We start from the raw sequence: 14,036 nt of genomic DNA, 5'->3' as shown, positions 1-14,036 counted from the left end.
CGCGACCGTTACACGGCCGTGGTCTCATGGCGGTCCGCCCGACGACCGCGAAGAGGAGACGTGACCGATCTGCGCCACCACGGGGACGCCGAGCTGGCGCCCGGCCTGGTCGACCTCGCCGTGAACGTGCGGGCCGGCACGCCACCGGCCTGGCTGACCGACGTCCTGCGCGGCGCGCTGGACGACAGCGCCGGCTACCCCGACGCCGCGCCGGCCCGGGCTGCGGTCGCGGCCGCGCACGGCCGCGACCCCGCCGAGGTGCTGCTCACCGCGGGCGCCGCCGAGGCGTTCGTGCTGCTCGCCCGCGCACTGCGACCGCGGAAGGCCGTCGTCGTCCACCCGTCCTTCACCGAGCCGGAGGCGGCGCTGCGGGCGGCCGGACACCCGGTCACCCGGCACCTCCTGCGCCCCCAGGACGGCTACCGGCTCGACCCCGCGGCGATCCCCGACGACGCCGACCTCGTCGTGCTCGGCAACCCGACCAACCCGACGTCGGTGCTGCACCCGGCCGGCGACCTGGCCGCGCTGACCCGGCCGGGACGGGTGGTCCTGGTCGACGAGGCATTCGCGGACACGGTCCCCGGCGAGCCGGAGTCCCTCGCCGGGCGCACCGACCTGCCCGGGCTCCTCGTGGTGCGCAGCCTGACCAAGACCTGGGGCCTGGCCGGGGTGCGGGTCGGCTACGCCCTCGGGCCACGGGAGCTGATCGCGGCGATGGCCGCCCAGCAGCCACCGTGGCCGGTCAGCACGCCCGCGCTCGCCGCACTGGTGGCCTGCAGCACCCCGGCCGCGCGCGCCGAGGCCGGCGCCGCGGCCGTCGAACTGGTCGCCCACCGGGAGGCGCTGCTCACCGCGCTGCCGGCACCGGTCGAGGTGGTCGCCGAGCCCCGTTCCTCGTTCGTCCTCCTGCGCGTGCCCGACGGCGCGCGGGTGCGCGCCGCGCTGCGGGACGCCGGCTGGGCGGTGCGCCGCGGCGACACCTTCCCGGGCCTCACGACCGACCACCTCCGGGTCGCGGTGCGGGATCCGCAGACCTCGCGCGCGTTCGCCGGAACGCTCGCTGGGATCCTGGCGGGGACGCACGGGCCCGGCTCCGCCCCCGGAACCGCCCCCCGCATCCCCGAGGAGATCCGCTGAACGCCACCCCGGTGCCCCCCGAGTCGGGCACGGTCTACCCGGTCGGCCTGCGGCTGCGCGACCGGCCGGTCGTCGTCGTCGGCGGCGGCCGGGTCGCCCACCGGCGCGTCGCCGGTCTGCTGGAGGCCCGGGCCCGCGTCACGGTGGTCAGCCCGGAGGTCACCCCGGCGCTCGAGTCGCTCGCCGCGGCCGGCAGCACGACCTGGCACCGACGGCCCTACCGGCCCGGGGACCTCGACGGCGCCTGGTACGCCGTCGCCGCCACCGACGACCCGGCGGTCAACGCGGCGGTGGCCGAGGAGGCCGAGCGCGCCCGCATCTTCTGCGCCCGCGCCGACGACCGCGCCGCCTCCAGCGTCTGGACCCCGGCGATCGGCCGGCAGGGCGACCTGGTGGTGGGCGTGCACGGCGGCGGGGACCCGCAGCGGGCGATCGGGGTGCGGGACGCGATCGTCGCCGGGCTGACCGACGGCAGCATCCGCGACCGCGCCGCACGTCCGACCCCCGCGGGAAGCGTGGTGCTGGTGGGTGGCGGCCCGGGTGATCCGGGACTGATCACCGTGCGCGGCCGGCAGGCGCTGGCCACCGCCGACGTCGTCGTCGCCGACCACCTCGGCCCCCAGTCACTGCTCGCCTCGCTCCCCCCCGAGGTCGAGGTCGTCGACGCCTCCAAGCTGCCGCGCGGCCGCTCGATGGCCCAGGAGACCATCAACGACCTGCTGGTCACCCACGCCCGCGCCGGCCGCCGTGTCGTGCGCCTCAAGGGCGGCGACCCCTTCGTCTTCGGCCGCGGCTTCGAGGAGGTGCAGGCCTGCACCGAGGCCGGCATCCCCGTCGAGGTCGTGCCCGGCATCACCAGCGCCGTCGCCGTCCCCGCCCTCGCCGGCATCCCGGTCACCCACCGCGGCCTCACCCACGAGTTCGTCGTCGTCTCCGGCCACCTGCCCCCCGGCCACCCCCAGTCACTGGTCGACTGGGCCGCCCTCGGCGCACTGCGCGGCACCCTCGTCGTCCTCATGGGCGTCGACACCGCCCCCGCCATCGCCGCCGCCCTCGTCGAGCACGGCCGCGCACCCGACACCCCGGTCGCGGTCGTCACCGACGGCTCCACCCCCACCCAGCGGTCGCTGCGCACCACCCTGGCCGACCTCCCGGCCACCCTCACCGAGCACGCCGTCCGCCCCCCGGCGGTCTGGGTCGTCGGCGAGGTGGCCGGGCTCACCGCTGCCACCTAGGAGCCGTCGGCCACCGTCGCGAACACCACGGTGTTCTCCGTGCTGGTCCCCGCAGCGTCGTCGAACTCACCGCCGCAGGTGACCAGCGCGACGTCGGCCTCCGCAGGATGCCCGCTGAGCGCGCTCCGGGCGCGGTGGCGGATCCGTTCGTCCACGCGGGGGGTCGCTACGTCCCACACGCGAGTCGCTACGAGGCGTGAGAGTCACCGCGGTTCCGTATGTACTTGTGCTCTCGATGTAGTACTCCTACTATCGGCCGCACCGACGAGCGCACAGGGGTGTGGCGGTATGGGTCCTCAGCGGGACACGGCAGGTGAACCGGTCGTCCGGACCAGCGGGCTACGGATGACCTACGGCGAGCAGGAAGTCCTCTCCGGCGTCGACCTCGAGGTCCACCCCGGCGAGGTCGTCTGCCTGCTCGGCCCCAACGGGGCCGGCAAGACCACGACGATCGAGATCCTGGAGGGCTTCCGGCTGCCCTCGGCCGGCGAGGTCCGGGTGCTGGGGGAGAACCCGGCCACAGCGGGCGACGCGTGGCGGGCCCGGGTGGGCGTGGTGCTGCAGTCCTGGCGCGACCACGCCCGCTGGACGCCGCGCCGGCTGCTCACCCAGCTCGGCGGCTACTTCACGCCCTACTCGACACCCGAGCGCCGGCGCCCCTACGACGTCGACGAGCTCATCGCCACCGTCGGCCTCGACGAGCACGCCGACCGCAAGATCGGCACCCTCTCCGGCGGCCAGCGCCGGCGGCTCGACGTGGCCGTCGGCATCATCGGCCGGCCCGAGCTGCTCTTCCTCGACGAACCCACGGCCGGCTTCGACCCGCAGGCGCGGCGGGACTTCCACGAGCTGGTGCACCGGCTCTCCGACCTGGAGGGCACGAGCATCCTGCTCACCACCCACGACCTGGCCGAGGCGGAGAAGCTGGCCGACCGGATCCTCATCCTGGCCCACGGCCGGATCGTCGCCGCCGGCAGCGCCGACGAGCTCACCCGCCAGGTCGCCGGCACGGCGGAGGTGCGCTGGGCCTGCGGCGCGGAACGCTACGTGCACCCCACCGACGACGTCGTCCCCTTCGTCCGCCGGCTGTTCGAGGAGCACGGCGACCGGCTCACCGACCTCGAGGTCCGCCGCGCCAGCCTCGAGGACACCTACCTGGCGATGGTGCAGCGCTTCGAGTCCGGCCGCCCGGCCGACCCGGTCCTGGAGGAGGTCACCCGATGAACGCCACCCGGCACGCGATCGGTCTGGGGCTCCAGCGGGGCTGGACGGAGTTCGTCCTGAGCCTGCGCAGCCCGCAGGACCAGGGCTTCTACCTGTTCACCGCCGTCGGCACCTTGCTCTACCTCTGGTTCAACCGGGACAACGAGCTCGAGGGCACCGGGCTGATGTACCCGACGTACGCGCTGCCCAGCATCCTCGGCGCGCTGCTGGCCTTCGGTGTGGTGATCGGTCCGGCCTTCGCGCTGGCCATGGAGCGCGAGGACGGCACGTTGCTGCGGCACAAGGCGCTCCCCCACGGCATGCCGGGGTACGTGACCGGGCAGCTGACCTACCACTCCCTCTCGCTGTTCCCGTCGCTGCTGACCGTGCTGGTGCCGAGTTTCCTGCTCTTCGACGGGCTGATGCACGGCGGCGCGTCGGGGTGGCTCACCGTCGCCTGGGTGGTCGTGCTCGGGCTGCTGGCCACGCTGCCGCTGGGCATGATCCTGGGGGCGGTCGTGCCGAGCACGCAGAAGGTGGGCAGCTGGGGCATGCTGCCGGTACTGGTCCTCACGGCGATCTCGGGGATCTTCTTCCCGATCACGCTGATGTGGGGGTGGGTGCAGGCCGTGGCGCAGGTCTTCCCGATCTACTGGATCGGCCTGGGGTTGCGCTCGGCGTTCCTCCCCGACGCGGCGGCGACCCTCGAGCTCGGCGACTCGTGGCGCACCGGCCTCACCGTCGTGGTCCTGGCCGCCTGGGCCGTGTTCGGCGCGCTGGTCACCCCCCGGGTGCTGCGCCGGATGGCGCGCCGGCAGTCCGGGTCGCAGGTGCAGGCGGCCCGGGAGGCCACCCTGCAGTGGGTGCGCTGATCGGTGGCTCCTGATCGCCCCGCCGGCGACCGTTCCGGCGACGCCGTCCACAACCGGATATCGCTGCTGCGCGCCGAGCAGCAGGTGACCCGGCGGGAGCTCGCCGACGCCCTCGGCGTCCACTACCAGACCGTCGGCTACCTGGAGCGCGGCGAGTACAACCCGAGCCTGCACCTGGCCCTGCGGATCGCCGAGTTCTTCGGCGTACCGGTCGAGGCGGTCTTCTCGACGCGCCCCTTCCCCCGGATCACCGATCTGCACCGCCCCGCCGACGAGGAGCCCCGCACCGCATAGCGACCCACTGGGCACAGGAAGCTATGCATACGTTCTCGCGCCGGAAACGCATGCATAGCTTCCTATGCCTGGTCGGTGGTCCATCAGATGTTGGCGCCGTCCGGGGGCGGGCCGTCGGGCAGCGCCGCGGCGACGCCCGACCCCGCCGCCTCCGGGGCGTCCATGCCGACGGTGTAGGCGGTCATCGACAGCGAGCCGTAGGCGTAGCCGTCGACCAGCACGTCCACCGGCGCGTCGGTCGCGCCCGCCATGCCGGCCACGTAGAGCAGCGGCAGGAAGTGGTCCGGCGTCGGGACGGCGAGGTCGAAGTCGCGGTGCCCGTCGAGACGGCCGACGTCGGTGGGGTCGGTCAGCATGCACTCCTTCGCCGCCTCGTCGAACCGCTGCGCCCAGTCGAACCCGGCGTCCGGCAGCGCGCGGCTGACCCCGCCGAGGTTGTGGACGACGTTGCCGCTGCCGATGACCAGCACCCCGTCCTCGCGCAGCGGCGCCAGCGCCGCCCCGAGCTGGAGGTGGTAGTCGAAGGACTTGAGCGCGTTGATCGACAGCTGCACCACCGGGACGTCGGCGTCGGGGAAGGCGTGTGCCAGCACCGACCACGCGCCGTGGTCGATGCCCCAGCTGTCGAGGTCGGCCCCCACCCACGTCGGGTGCACGATGTCGGCCACCTCGTCGTACAGCTCCGGCAGGCCCGGGGGCTCGTACCGGACGTCGAACAGCTCCCGCGGGAAGCCGAAGAAGTCGTGGATGGTGCGCGGCCGCGGCATCGCGGTGAGCGCGGTCGCCTGCACGTACCAGTGGGCGGAGATCACCAGGATGGCCCGGGGCCGGGGCACCGACCGCCCGAAGGCCCGCCAGGCCTCCGTGTAGCGGTTGCTCTCCAGCGCGTTCATCGGGTTGCCGTGGCCGAGGAACGCGGCGGGCATCACGGGCATCGCTGACCTCCGCTCTCGTCGCCTCCGTCGATCATCTCGCGCGAAGCCTCGCGGTGCGACGTCGTCGCGGCACCGACAGCGACGGATCAGCCCGGCAGCCGGGTGGCCGCGTCCTCGAGGAGCACCTGCCGTTCCGCCGGGGGGCGGCGGGGGCAGGACAGGCACCTCGCACCGGGCGGCAGCCGGTCCACCAGGCAGCAGGACACCCGGGCGGTGAACCGCGCACCGCCGACGTCGACGTAGCGGGGAGCCGGCAGCGGCGCGCCGACCGCCCGGGCCAGCGGCGCGGCCAGCGCGGTCACCGCCGGGACGTCGCCCAGCGCGCGGCCGAGGCCCAGCAGCCCGTTGGCCAGCGAGTCGGTGGCGATCGCCCAGAGCGGCCGCTCGCGCATCCCGGCGACGTCCGCCAGGGCGGGGACGACGTCGCCGAGCGTCTCGCGGAGCCCCGCCGCCGGGTCGTCGTCCCCCCGCGAGGAGACGGCGGCGAGCGGGAGACCGCCCGGGCTCAGGGCAACGGCGACGTCGGGGAGGCGGCCGGAGAGCGGACGCCCGACCGCGAGCCCGGCCAGCAGCGGCGCCAGGAGGACGGCGGAGGCCGAGTACCACCACACCGTGGCGTGCACCCGGCGGCTGCCGCCGCGGGCCCGGCCGGCGAGCAGGTCGGTCAGCCACACCCGGTCGGCGAACGCGGTCGCCGGAACGACCGGGGCGCCCTCCGGGGGCACCAGGCCGAGCGCCGCCGCACCCGGGATCCGGGCCGCGACCTGCGCCTGGCGACCGCTCACCGGCCCAGTGTGGCCGGTCGTCGCTCGGGGGCTCGCGTGGGGCAGACGCCGGAGCACTGTCCGCCATACGGTGTGTCGTGGCACACGTTGCACGGCCGCGGGCCCACCGCGGCACCGGACCCGGGAGGACCACATGAGCGAGACGCCCCAGCTGGACGGCCGGACCTTCGCGCCGCCCGAGGCCCTGGCCGCCCAGGCCAACGTGGGCCCCGAGGTGTACGAGGAGGCCGCCCGCGACCGGCTGGCGTTCTGGGAGTCCGCGGCGCGACGGCTGAGCTGGGACCAGGAGTGGGACACCGTGCTCGACTGGAGCAACCCGCCGTTCGCGAAGTGGTTCGTCGGCGGCCGGCTCAACGTGGCCTACAACTGCGTGGACCGGCACGTGGAGGACGGCCACGGCGAGCAGGTGGCCTACCACTGGGAGGGCGAGCCGGGCGACACCCGGACGATCACCTACGCCCAGCTCAAGGACGAGGTCTGCCGGGCCGCCAACGCCCTGACCGAGCTCGGTGTGCGGGCCGGCGACCGGGTCGCCATCTACCTGCCGATGATCCCCGAGGCGATCATCTCGATGCTCGCCTGCGCCCGGATCGGCGCGGTGCACATGGTGGTCTTCGGCGGCTTCTCCGCCGACGCCCTGGCGAGCCGGCTCGACGACGCCGGCGCCGTCCTGGTCATCACCGCCGACGGCGGGTACCGCCGCGGCGCCCCCAGCGCCCTCAAGCCCGCCGTCGACGACGCGGTGGGCCGCAGCCCCGGTGTCCGCAACGTCGTCGTGGTCAAGCGCACCGAGCAGGACGTGGAGTGGACCGAGGGCCGCGACCTGTGGTGGGACGACGTGGTCGGCCGGCAGTCCGCCGAGCACGAGTGCGAGTTCTTCGACGCCGAGCACCCGCTGTACATCATGTACACGTCGGGGACGACGGCGAAGCCGAAGGGCATCCTGCACACGTCCGGCGGCTACCTCACCCAGGTCGCCTACACCCACTGGGCCACGTTCGATCTCAAGCCCGACACCGACGTCTTCTGGACCGCGGCCGACGTCGGCTGGGTCACCGGCCACAGCTACATCGTCTACGGGCCGCTGGCCAACCGCGCCACCTCGGTGATGTACGAGGGCACACCCGAGACCCCGCACCGCGGCCGCTGGTTCGAGCTGATCCAGAAGTACGGCGTCACGATCCTCTACACGGCGCCCACGGTCATCCGCACGTTCATGAAGTGGGGCGAGGAGGTCCCGGCCGGCTTCGACCTGACCTCCCTGCGGCTGCTCGGCTCGGTCGGCGAGCCGATCAACCCCGAGGCCTGGCTCTGGTACCACGAGCACATCGGCGGCGGCCGCTGCCCGATCATGGACACCTGGTGGCAGACCGAGACCGGGGCGCACATGCTCACGCCCCTGCCCGGCGTCACCACCCTCACCCCCGGCTCCGCCCAGCACCCGTTCCCGGGCATCTCCGCCAAGGTCGTCGACGACGAGGGCAACGAGCTCACCGACGACTCCACCGGGCTGCTCGTGCTCACCGAGCCGTGGCCGTCGATGCTGCGCACGATCTGGGGGGACGACGACCGGTACGTCGACACCTACTGGTCGCGCTTCGGGAAGAACGTCTACTTCGCCGGTGACGGCGCGAAGAAGGACGCCGAGGGCAACATCTGGCTGCTCGGCCGGGTCGACGACGTGATGAACGTGTCGGGCCACCGCATCTCCACCACCGAGGTCGAGTCCTCGCTGGTCGGCCACCCGACGGTCGCCGAGGCCGCCGTCGTCGGGGCCAGCGACCCGACCACCGGCCAGGGCATCGTCGCGTTCGTCATCCTCCGGGGGAACGCCGAGGACTCCGGCGACGAGCTGGTCCAGCAACTCAAGACGCACGTCGCCAAGGACATCGGCCCGATCGCCAAGCCGCGGCAGATCATGGTGGTGCAGGAGCTGCCCAAGACCCGGTCCGGGAAGATCATGCGCCGGCTGCTGCGCGACATCGCCGAGAACCGCGAGCTGGGCGACGTCACCACGCTGACCGACTCGTCGGTGATGAACATGATCAAGGAGAAGCTGCCCGCCACTCCCGCGGAGGGCTGACCTCCCAGGCATAGGAAGCTCTACCTGCGCCTCGGACCCCGGGCACGCAGGTAGAGCCTCCTATGCCCTCCCGCCCCACCGAGTCTGCAGGCACCGGGACGCGGTCCCGCTGGCCATGGGGCACGATCGTCCCGACCAGCAGTTCCACCGAAGGAGGAGCCACCCGTGGCCCACAGTGTGTCGACGACCCGAACCGACGGGAGCAGCGCGGCGGCCGAGCCCTCGATCGGCACGCTGGTGCAGAGCGCGATGGCCGACGTCTCGACGCTGGTGCGCGGTGAGATCGAGCTGGCCAAGGCCGAGATCGGCACGTCCGCGAAGAAGGGCGCCATCGGCGGCGGGATGTTCGGCGCGGCGGGCGTCGTCGCCGGCTTCTCGATGTTCTTCCTCTTCATCGCCCTCGCCGAGGGGCTCACCGCGCTGGGCGTGCCCCGCTGGCTGTCCTACCTCATCGTCTGGGTCGTGCTGCTGCTCGTCGCCGGCGTGCTCGCACTGATCGGCAAGCGGCTGATCAAGAAGATCGAGAAGCCCGAGCGGACGATCGAGTCGCTGCGCGAGCTGCCCGAGGTGATGCACCGCGAGGCGCCCGGCGCGCGCCACCGCGACGTCCCCGTGGTGAACGGCGGCAAGGTGGAGCTGCGCGGCAACGAGACCTACCGGGTCTGACTCGGTGACCGTCCCTCCGGACGGCCGTCCCGACGCCGTCAGCGTGCTGCTGCCGGGGCCCTGGACCCACCGCGACATCTCCGCGAACGGGGTGCGGCTGCACACGGCGGAGGCCGGTGACGGGCCGCTCGTGCTGCTGCTCCACGGTTTCCCGCAGTTCTGGTGGACCTGGCGCGCCCAGCTCACGGCCCTGGCCGGGGCGGGGTTCCGGGTCGTCGCGCCGGACCTGCGCGGCTACGGGGCCAGCGACAAGCCACCTCGCGGATACGACCTGCCGACCCTCTCCGCCGACGTCGCGGCGCTGGTGCGGGCGCTCGGGGAACGCGATGCGGTCGTCGTCGGCCACGACTGGGGCGGCCTGCTGGGCTGGACGGCGGCCGCGCTGCACCCGCGGGTGGTCCGCCGGCTGGTCGTGGTGTCGATGGCCCACCCCCGGCTGCTGCGGGCCGGTATGGCCGACCGCCGCCAGCGCCGGGCGATGCGCCACGCGCTCGGTTTCCAGGTGCCCCGGCTGCCCGAACGGCGGCTGACCCGGGTCGACGACGACCCGGTGGCCGACCTGATGCAGCGCTGGGCCGGGCCGGAGTGGGCGCGCACCGCGGAGTTCGCGGCGGCCGTGGACCGCTACCGCGCGGCGGCGCGCATCCCGCAGGCCGCGTACGGGGCGATGGAGTACTACCGCTGGGCCGGCCGGTCCCAGCTGCGGCCCGACGGTCTCCGGTACGCCCGGCGGATGGCGGCCCCGATCACGGCGCCCACCCTGCAGCTGCACGGTGCGCTCGACCCGTACGTGCTGCCGGGTACGGCGCGCGGGTCCGGCCGCTACGTGGCGGGGGCCTACGAGTGGCGGGAGCTGCCCCGGGTCGGCCACTTCCCGCAGGAGGAGGCCCCCGACGAGGTCACCCGGGCCATCGCCGACTGGGCCAAGTGACCCGCTGGAACGGCCCCGCTGCAGGGACCCGGCACGAGCGAAGCGAGTGGTGGGGGGCAGCGGGGTCCTCTTACTCGCAGGAGCCCGTCGCCACCTCGGTGCGCGCGACGCTGCCCGCATCGGCGGCCGCGGCGACCTCCGGTCCGGTGAGCGCGTAGCCGGTCTGCGGGTCGTCGATCGCCGAGGCGAACACGACTCCGAGGACGCTGCCGTCGGGGGCGAACAGGGGGCCACCGGAGTTGCCGGCGCGCACCTGTCCGTACAGGGCGTAGACGTCGCGGACGACGGTCTGCGTGTTGCGGAAGTCGGGACCGCTGATCTCGCCGCGGTCCCGCACGCGGGCGGCACCGACGTACAGCGGTCCACCTCCCGGGTAGCCCATGATGATCGCGTCGTCGCCCGAATCGGCCGGCTGCGGGGTGAACGACAGCGGCACCTGCGGCAGCCCCGGCACCGCGAGGACCGCGACGTCGATCTCCTCGTCGACCACGACCGGGATCGCGTCGTACTCCCTGCCCTCGGCGACGACCACCGGCGCGGTGACGCCGGCCAGCACGTGGGCGTTGGTCATCACCCGCTCCGGCGCGTAGACGAAACCGGACCCGTCGATCTGCCGGGAGCAGGACGGCGCCACCCCACGGATCCGCACCACGGACCCCTGCACCGAGGCGACCACCGCGCTCTCCTGCAGCGCCGGGTCGGGCGCCGGGACGTCGCGCGCCTGGGTGGGGGTGAGCGGGTCGAGGACGTCGGGCAGCCCCCTCCGGTCGATCGCCTCCCGCAGGTCCTCGTAGACGGTGCGGACCTCGTCGGGGACCGCCCGGTCCACGGCCTGCACCAGCGCCGACTGGCGGACCTGGCCGGCCACCTCGGGGAACGGCGAGCTCGCCAGCGGTGAGGCGACCATCCAGGCGACCAGCAGGACCGCCGCCGCCGAGACGACCGCGCCGGCCACGGAGTCGACCATCTTGGCCGGCTCCCACGTGACGCGGGACCGCAGCGCCCGGCCCGCGGCCCCGGCCAGGATCTGGCCCAGCAGCGCGCCGACGAGCACCACCACGAGCGCGGCGAAGACCCGGCTGACGCTGGAGCCGTCGATCCGGTCGGCCACCGGCCCCGCCAGCTGGGCCCCGAGGACCGCCCCGGCCAGGAAGCCGACGATCGAGGTGGCCGAGACCAGGAGGCCCTGCCGGAACCCGGACAGCGCGAACAGCAGCGCCAGCATGATGAGCAGGAGGTCGACCAGGGACACCGCTACCCGCTGACCGTCATCGTGCCCACCTGCCCCAGCTGGAGGTGGAAGGTGCAGGAGAACGGGTACTCCCCCGGCGTCGACACCTCGAACTCGATCGTCTTCTCCTCGCCCGCGGCGAGCATCGAGATCCCGGCGTCGATCGGCTCGGGCAGCTCCTCGTCGGTGAACTCGAGGTTGTGCGGCATCTGCTCGGCGACGTTCACCAGGGTCAGCCGCACCCGCCCCGGCGACACGGTGAACCGGTCGGGGGTGAACACGTAGTCGTCCTGGGTCTGGAGGGTGACCTCCTGGACGCCGTCGTCGGCGATCGTCACCTCACCGAGCCCCTCGGCGACCGGCGCCGCGGTCACCTCCTGCCCCCCGGCGCCACCGCAGCCGGTCACCAGCAGGACCAGCACCGCGACGACCGCCACGACCTTCCCGCCGATGCCCTGGCCGCCTCCCGGGCCCCGCCCCGAGCCGGCGAGGGACGGGGAGGAGGTGGTCCTTTCACCGCTCATCGGGGCCGAACCGTACGCGCCGGGGCGACGCCGGGCGCGGGATCGGCGACGGTCGGCGCGGCGGAGTCGCCGGCGGGGTCGTCGTCCCCCGAGCCCGGCAGCGTGTACGGGCGCAGCCGCTCCGGGCGGATCGGCCGCACGTCGGTGGCGTCCCACGGCTGCGCCAGCCCGGCGGCTTCGAGGATCGCGTCGAGCAGGCCGGCGGTGAAGCCCCACACCTCCATGTCGGCCACGCCGAACGCCGGCCCGACGAAGCCCGCCGGATGCCGGACGCGGTAGCGGTTGGCCGGGTCGACGAGGTCGGCCAGCGGCACCCGGGCGACCCGCGCCACCTCGTGCGGGTCGCCGACCGTGACGTCGCGCGGGTCGTCCCACCAGCCCACGACCGGCACGACGAGCCGGTTCGACGGCGGCAGGAACAGCTCCTGCAGGGTGGCGAGGACCCGGACGCCGTCGGGGTCGATCCCGGCCTCCTCGTGGGCCTCGCGCAACGCCGTGCCCACCGGGAAGTCGTCGCCCGGGTCGACGCCGCCGCCCGGGAAGGCGGGCTGCCCGGCGTGGCTGCGCAGGTGTGCGGACTTCTCGATCAGCAGGATGTCCGGCCCGGCCGGGCCCTCGCCGAAGAGGATGAGGACCGCCGAGCGGCGGGCGGTGGCGGTGGCCTGCGGCATGCGGTGGCGCAGCGGGAGGTCGTCGGCCCGCTCCAGCAGCCGGAGCAGGTACTCGGGCAGGCCGTCGGTGGCCGCCCCGGCGGTCACAGCTGCACCCCGAGGTGGTCCGCGACGAGGCCGCGGAGCTCGTCCACCGAGGCGACCGCGCCGGCCTCGGTGTGCACCAGCGCGCCGCCGGCGTCGACGAAGTAGGTGAAGGGCAGGAAGTTGATCCCGAGCTCGGCCATCAGCTCCCCGGTCCGGTCGTAGGCGCTGGGGAACGTGACGCCGGCGTCCTCGGCGAACGAGCCGGCCTGCGGCAGCCCGTCCTTGCTGATCACCCCGACCACCCGCACCTGGTCGCCGGCGAGGTCGGCGAACTCCTGCAGGACCGGCATCTCCTCCCGGCACGGCGAGCACCAGCTTCCCCACAGGTTCACGACCGTCGGCACGCCCGGTGCCCTGGCCAGGTCGAGGGAACCACCGCCGGGGCAGTCGAAGGCGAGCGCCGGCAGCCGCTCGGCCCCGGCGGCCTCGACGTCGGGCTGGTCGGGGCACGGCGTGAACGACGGGGCCGCGGTCGTCGCGGGCGTGGCCTCGGGCTGCTCCTCGGCGGTGCAGCCGGCCATCAGCAGCGCGAGCGCCGCCCCGGCGGCGGCCAGGACCCGGCGCATCACTCGGTGTCCGAGGCGGAGGGGGTCTTCACGAGCTTCAGAGCCACCTCGGGGTCGACCGGGCCGATGCCGAACGAGGGGCACCACTGCGCCAGGCCGCAGGCGCCGCACGCCGCCTTCTTCGCGTGGCACACGCGCCGGCCGTGGAAGATCACCCGGTGGCTGAAGTCGGTCCACTCCTTCTTCGGCACCAGCTGCGCGATCTCCGCCTCGACCTTGACCGGGTCCTCCTCCGCGGTCCAGCCGAACCGGCGCACCAGCCGGCCGAAGTGGGTGTCGACGGTGAGCCCCGGGACACCGAAGGCGTTGCCCAGCACGACGTTCGCCGTCTTGCGCCCGACGCCCGGCAGGGTCACCAGGTCGGCCATCCGGGCGGGCACCTCGCCGTCGAAGCGCTCGACCAGGGCCTGGCTCAAGCCCAGCACCGAGTTCGCCTTGGCCCGGAAGAAGCCGGTGGGCTTGAGGATGGTCTCCAGCTCCTCCCGGTCGGCGCCGGCGAGGGCGACCGCGTCGGGATACCGCGCGAAGAGCGTGGGCGTCACCTTGTTGACCATCTTGTCGGTGGTCTGCGCGGACAGCACCGTGGCGACCAGCAGCTCGAAGGCGTTGGTGAAGTCCAGCTCGCAGTGGGCGTCGGGATGGATCGCGGCCAGCTCGCGGGCCATGCGACGGGCCCGGCGGGTGCGGGCCAGCGGCGTCTCCGCCGGGTCGTACGGCGACGCCCCGGTCAGTGCGGCTGCGGTGGGGCGCCGGGCCCGGGTGGGGCGTGCGTAGGCCGGTGAGGACGCGGGTGCGGACACGCGGTCGAGGGTATGC

16 protein-coding genes are annotated in these 14,036 nt (G+C 74.3%); 8 read left to right on the top strand and 8 right to left on the bottom strand.

Annotated elements, in window-relative coordinates; all coding sequences use genetic code 11:
* The first annotated feature begins 18 nt into the window (after window positions 1–18).
* Together cobC and cobA are read left to right on the top strand one after the other, a co-directional pair.
* Entirely contained in the window at window positions 19–1,137 is a 1,119-nt protein-coding gene (gene cobC, locus ACI79K_RS04070) for an Rv2231c family pyridoxal phosphate-dependent protein CobC (RefSeq protein WP_456599038.1), read from the top strand.
* Between the two features lie 11 nt (window positions 1,138–1,148).
* Window positions 1,149–2,372, top strand: coding sequence for a uroporphyrinogen-III C-methyltransferase (gene cobA, locus ACI79K_RS04065; protein ID WP_456599037.1), 1,224 nt, complete (start codon window positions 1,149–1,151; stop codon window positions 2,370–2,372).
* Here the strand turns inward: cobA and ACI79K_RS04060 are convergent.
* A complete protein-coding gene (locus ACI79K_RS04060; protein WP_456599036.1) occupies window positions 2,369–2,527 on the bottom strand; it encodes a hypothetical protein in 159 nt (52 codons plus the stop codon). The two genes, cobA and ACI79K_RS04060, sit on opposite strands and share 4 nt — an antisense overlap.
* A 190-nt stretch (window positions 2,528–2,717) precedes the next feature.
* Here ACI79K_RS04060 and ACI79K_RS04055 point away from each other — a divergent pair, with 190 nt between their 5' ends.
* Genes ACI79K_RS04055 through ACI79K_RS04045 form a run of 3 tightly spaced genes read left to right on the top strand, consistent with a single transcriptional unit; the run spans window position 2,718 to window position 4,741 of the window.
* On the top strand, window positions 2,718–3,596 hold the full coding sequence (locus ACI79K_RS04055; RefSeq protein ID WP_456588191.1) for an ABC transporter ATP-binding protein: 879 nt from the start codon (window positions 2,718–2,720) through the stop codon (window positions 3,594–3,596).
* Window positions 3,593–4,447, top strand: a complete 855-nt coding sequence (locus tag ACI79K_RS04050; protein ID WP_456588192.1) for an ABC transporter permease — start codon at window positions 3,593–3,595, stop codon at window positions 4,445–4,447. Before ACI79K_RS04055 ends, ACI79K_RS04050 begins: the two co-directional genes overlap by 4 nt.
* Window positions 4,448–4,450: 3 nt before the next feature.
* Complete coding sequence (locus tag ACI79K_RS04045) at window positions 4,451–4,741, top strand: helix-turn-helix transcriptional regulator (RefSeq protein ID WP_456588193.1); 291 nt, start codon at window positions 4,451–4,453, stop codon at window positions 4,739–4,741.
* A gap of 83 nt (window positions 4,742–4,824) precedes the next feature.
* On the opposite strand, the gene ygiD is transcribed toward ACI79K_RS04045, so the two are convergent.
* Entirely contained in the window at window positions 4,825–5,676 is an 852-nt protein-coding gene (gene ygiD / locus ACI79K_RS04040) for a 4,5-DOPA-extradiol-dioxygenase (protein ID WP_456588194.1), read from the bottom strand.
* An 86-nt stretch (window positions 5,677–5,762) separates the two neighbouring features.
* On the bottom strand, window positions 5,763–6,461 hold the full coding sequence (locus ACI79K_RS04035; protein ID WP_456588195.1) for a (2Fe-2S)-binding protein: 699 nt from the start codon (window positions 6,459–6,461) through the stop codon (window positions 5,763–5,765).
* 133 nt (window positions 6,462–6,594) lie between these two features.
* Here ACI79K_RS04035 and acs point away from each other — a divergent pair, with 133 nt between their 5' ends.
* The 3 genes from acs (at window position 6,595) to ACI79K_RS04020 (ending at window position 10,141) form a co-directional block, all read left to right on the top strand.
* A complete protein-coding gene (acs, locus tag ACI79K_RS04030; protein ID WP_456588196.1) occupies window positions 6,595–8,544 on the top strand; it encodes an acetate--CoA ligase in 1,950 nt (649 codons plus the stop codon).
* Between the two features lie 165 nt (window positions 8,545–8,709).
* On the top strand, window positions 8,710–9,210 hold the full coding sequence (locus ACI79K_RS04025; RefSeq protein WP_456588197.1) for a phage holin family protein: 501 nt from the start codon (window positions 8,710–8,712) through the stop codon (window positions 9,208–9,210).
* Window positions 9,211–9,214: 4 nt separating this feature from the next.
* Window positions 9,215–10,141: an alpha/beta fold hydrolase gene (locus ACI79K_RS04020; protein ID WP_456599035.1), complete on the top strand. Its 927-nt coding sequence runs from the start codon at window positions 9,215–9,217 to the stop codon at window positions 10,139–10,141.
* 70 nt (window positions 10,142–10,211) lie between these two features.
* Here ACI79K_RS04020 and ACI79K_RS04015 read toward each other — a convergent pair whose 3' ends face one another.
* From ACI79K_RS04015 to nth, 5 genes are read right to left on the bottom strand one after another with little or no spacing between them, the layout of a single operon-like run.
* Window positions 10,212–11,393, bottom strand: coding sequence for a MarP family serine protease (locus ACI79K_RS04015; protein WP_456599034.1), 1,182 nt, complete (start codon window positions 11,391–11,393; stop codon window positions 10,212–10,214).
* Between the two features lie 2 nt (window positions 11,394–11,395).
* Window positions 11,396–11,896: a plastocyanin/azurin family copper-binding protein gene (locus tag ACI79K_RS04010; protein WP_456588200.1), complete on the bottom strand. Its 501-nt coding sequence runs from the start codon at window positions 11,894–11,896 to the stop codon at window positions 11,396–11,398.
* On the bottom strand, window positions 11,893–12,654 hold the full coding sequence (locus ACI79K_RS04005) for an NUDIX hydrolase (RefSeq protein ID WP_456588201.1): 762 nt from the start codon (window positions 12,652–12,654) through the stop codon (window positions 11,893–11,895). Before ACI79K_RS04005 ends, ACI79K_RS04010 begins: the two co-directional genes overlap by 4 nt.
* A complete protein-coding gene (locus ACI79K_RS04000; RefSeq protein WP_456588202.1) occupies window positions 12,651–13,220 on the bottom strand; it encodes a TlpA family protein disulfide reductase in 570 nt (189 codons plus the stop codon). Before ACI79K_RS04000 ends, ACI79K_RS04005 begins: the two co-directional genes overlap by 4 nt.
* Window positions 13,220–14,020, bottom strand: coding sequence for an endonuclease III (gene nth, locus ACI79K_RS03995; RefSeq protein ID WP_456599033.1), 801 nt, complete (start codon window positions 14,018–14,020; stop codon window positions 13,220–13,222). Before nth ends, ACI79K_RS04000 begins: the two co-directional genes overlap by 1 nt.
* Window positions 14,021–14,036: the final 16 nt, after the last annotated feature.

It is taken from the genome of Blastococcus sp. SYSU DS0616, assembly GCF_054051015.1.
The sequence above is the reverse complement of the archived record's forward strand: the minus strand, read 5'-3'. Positions and strand labels throughout refer to the sequence as shown.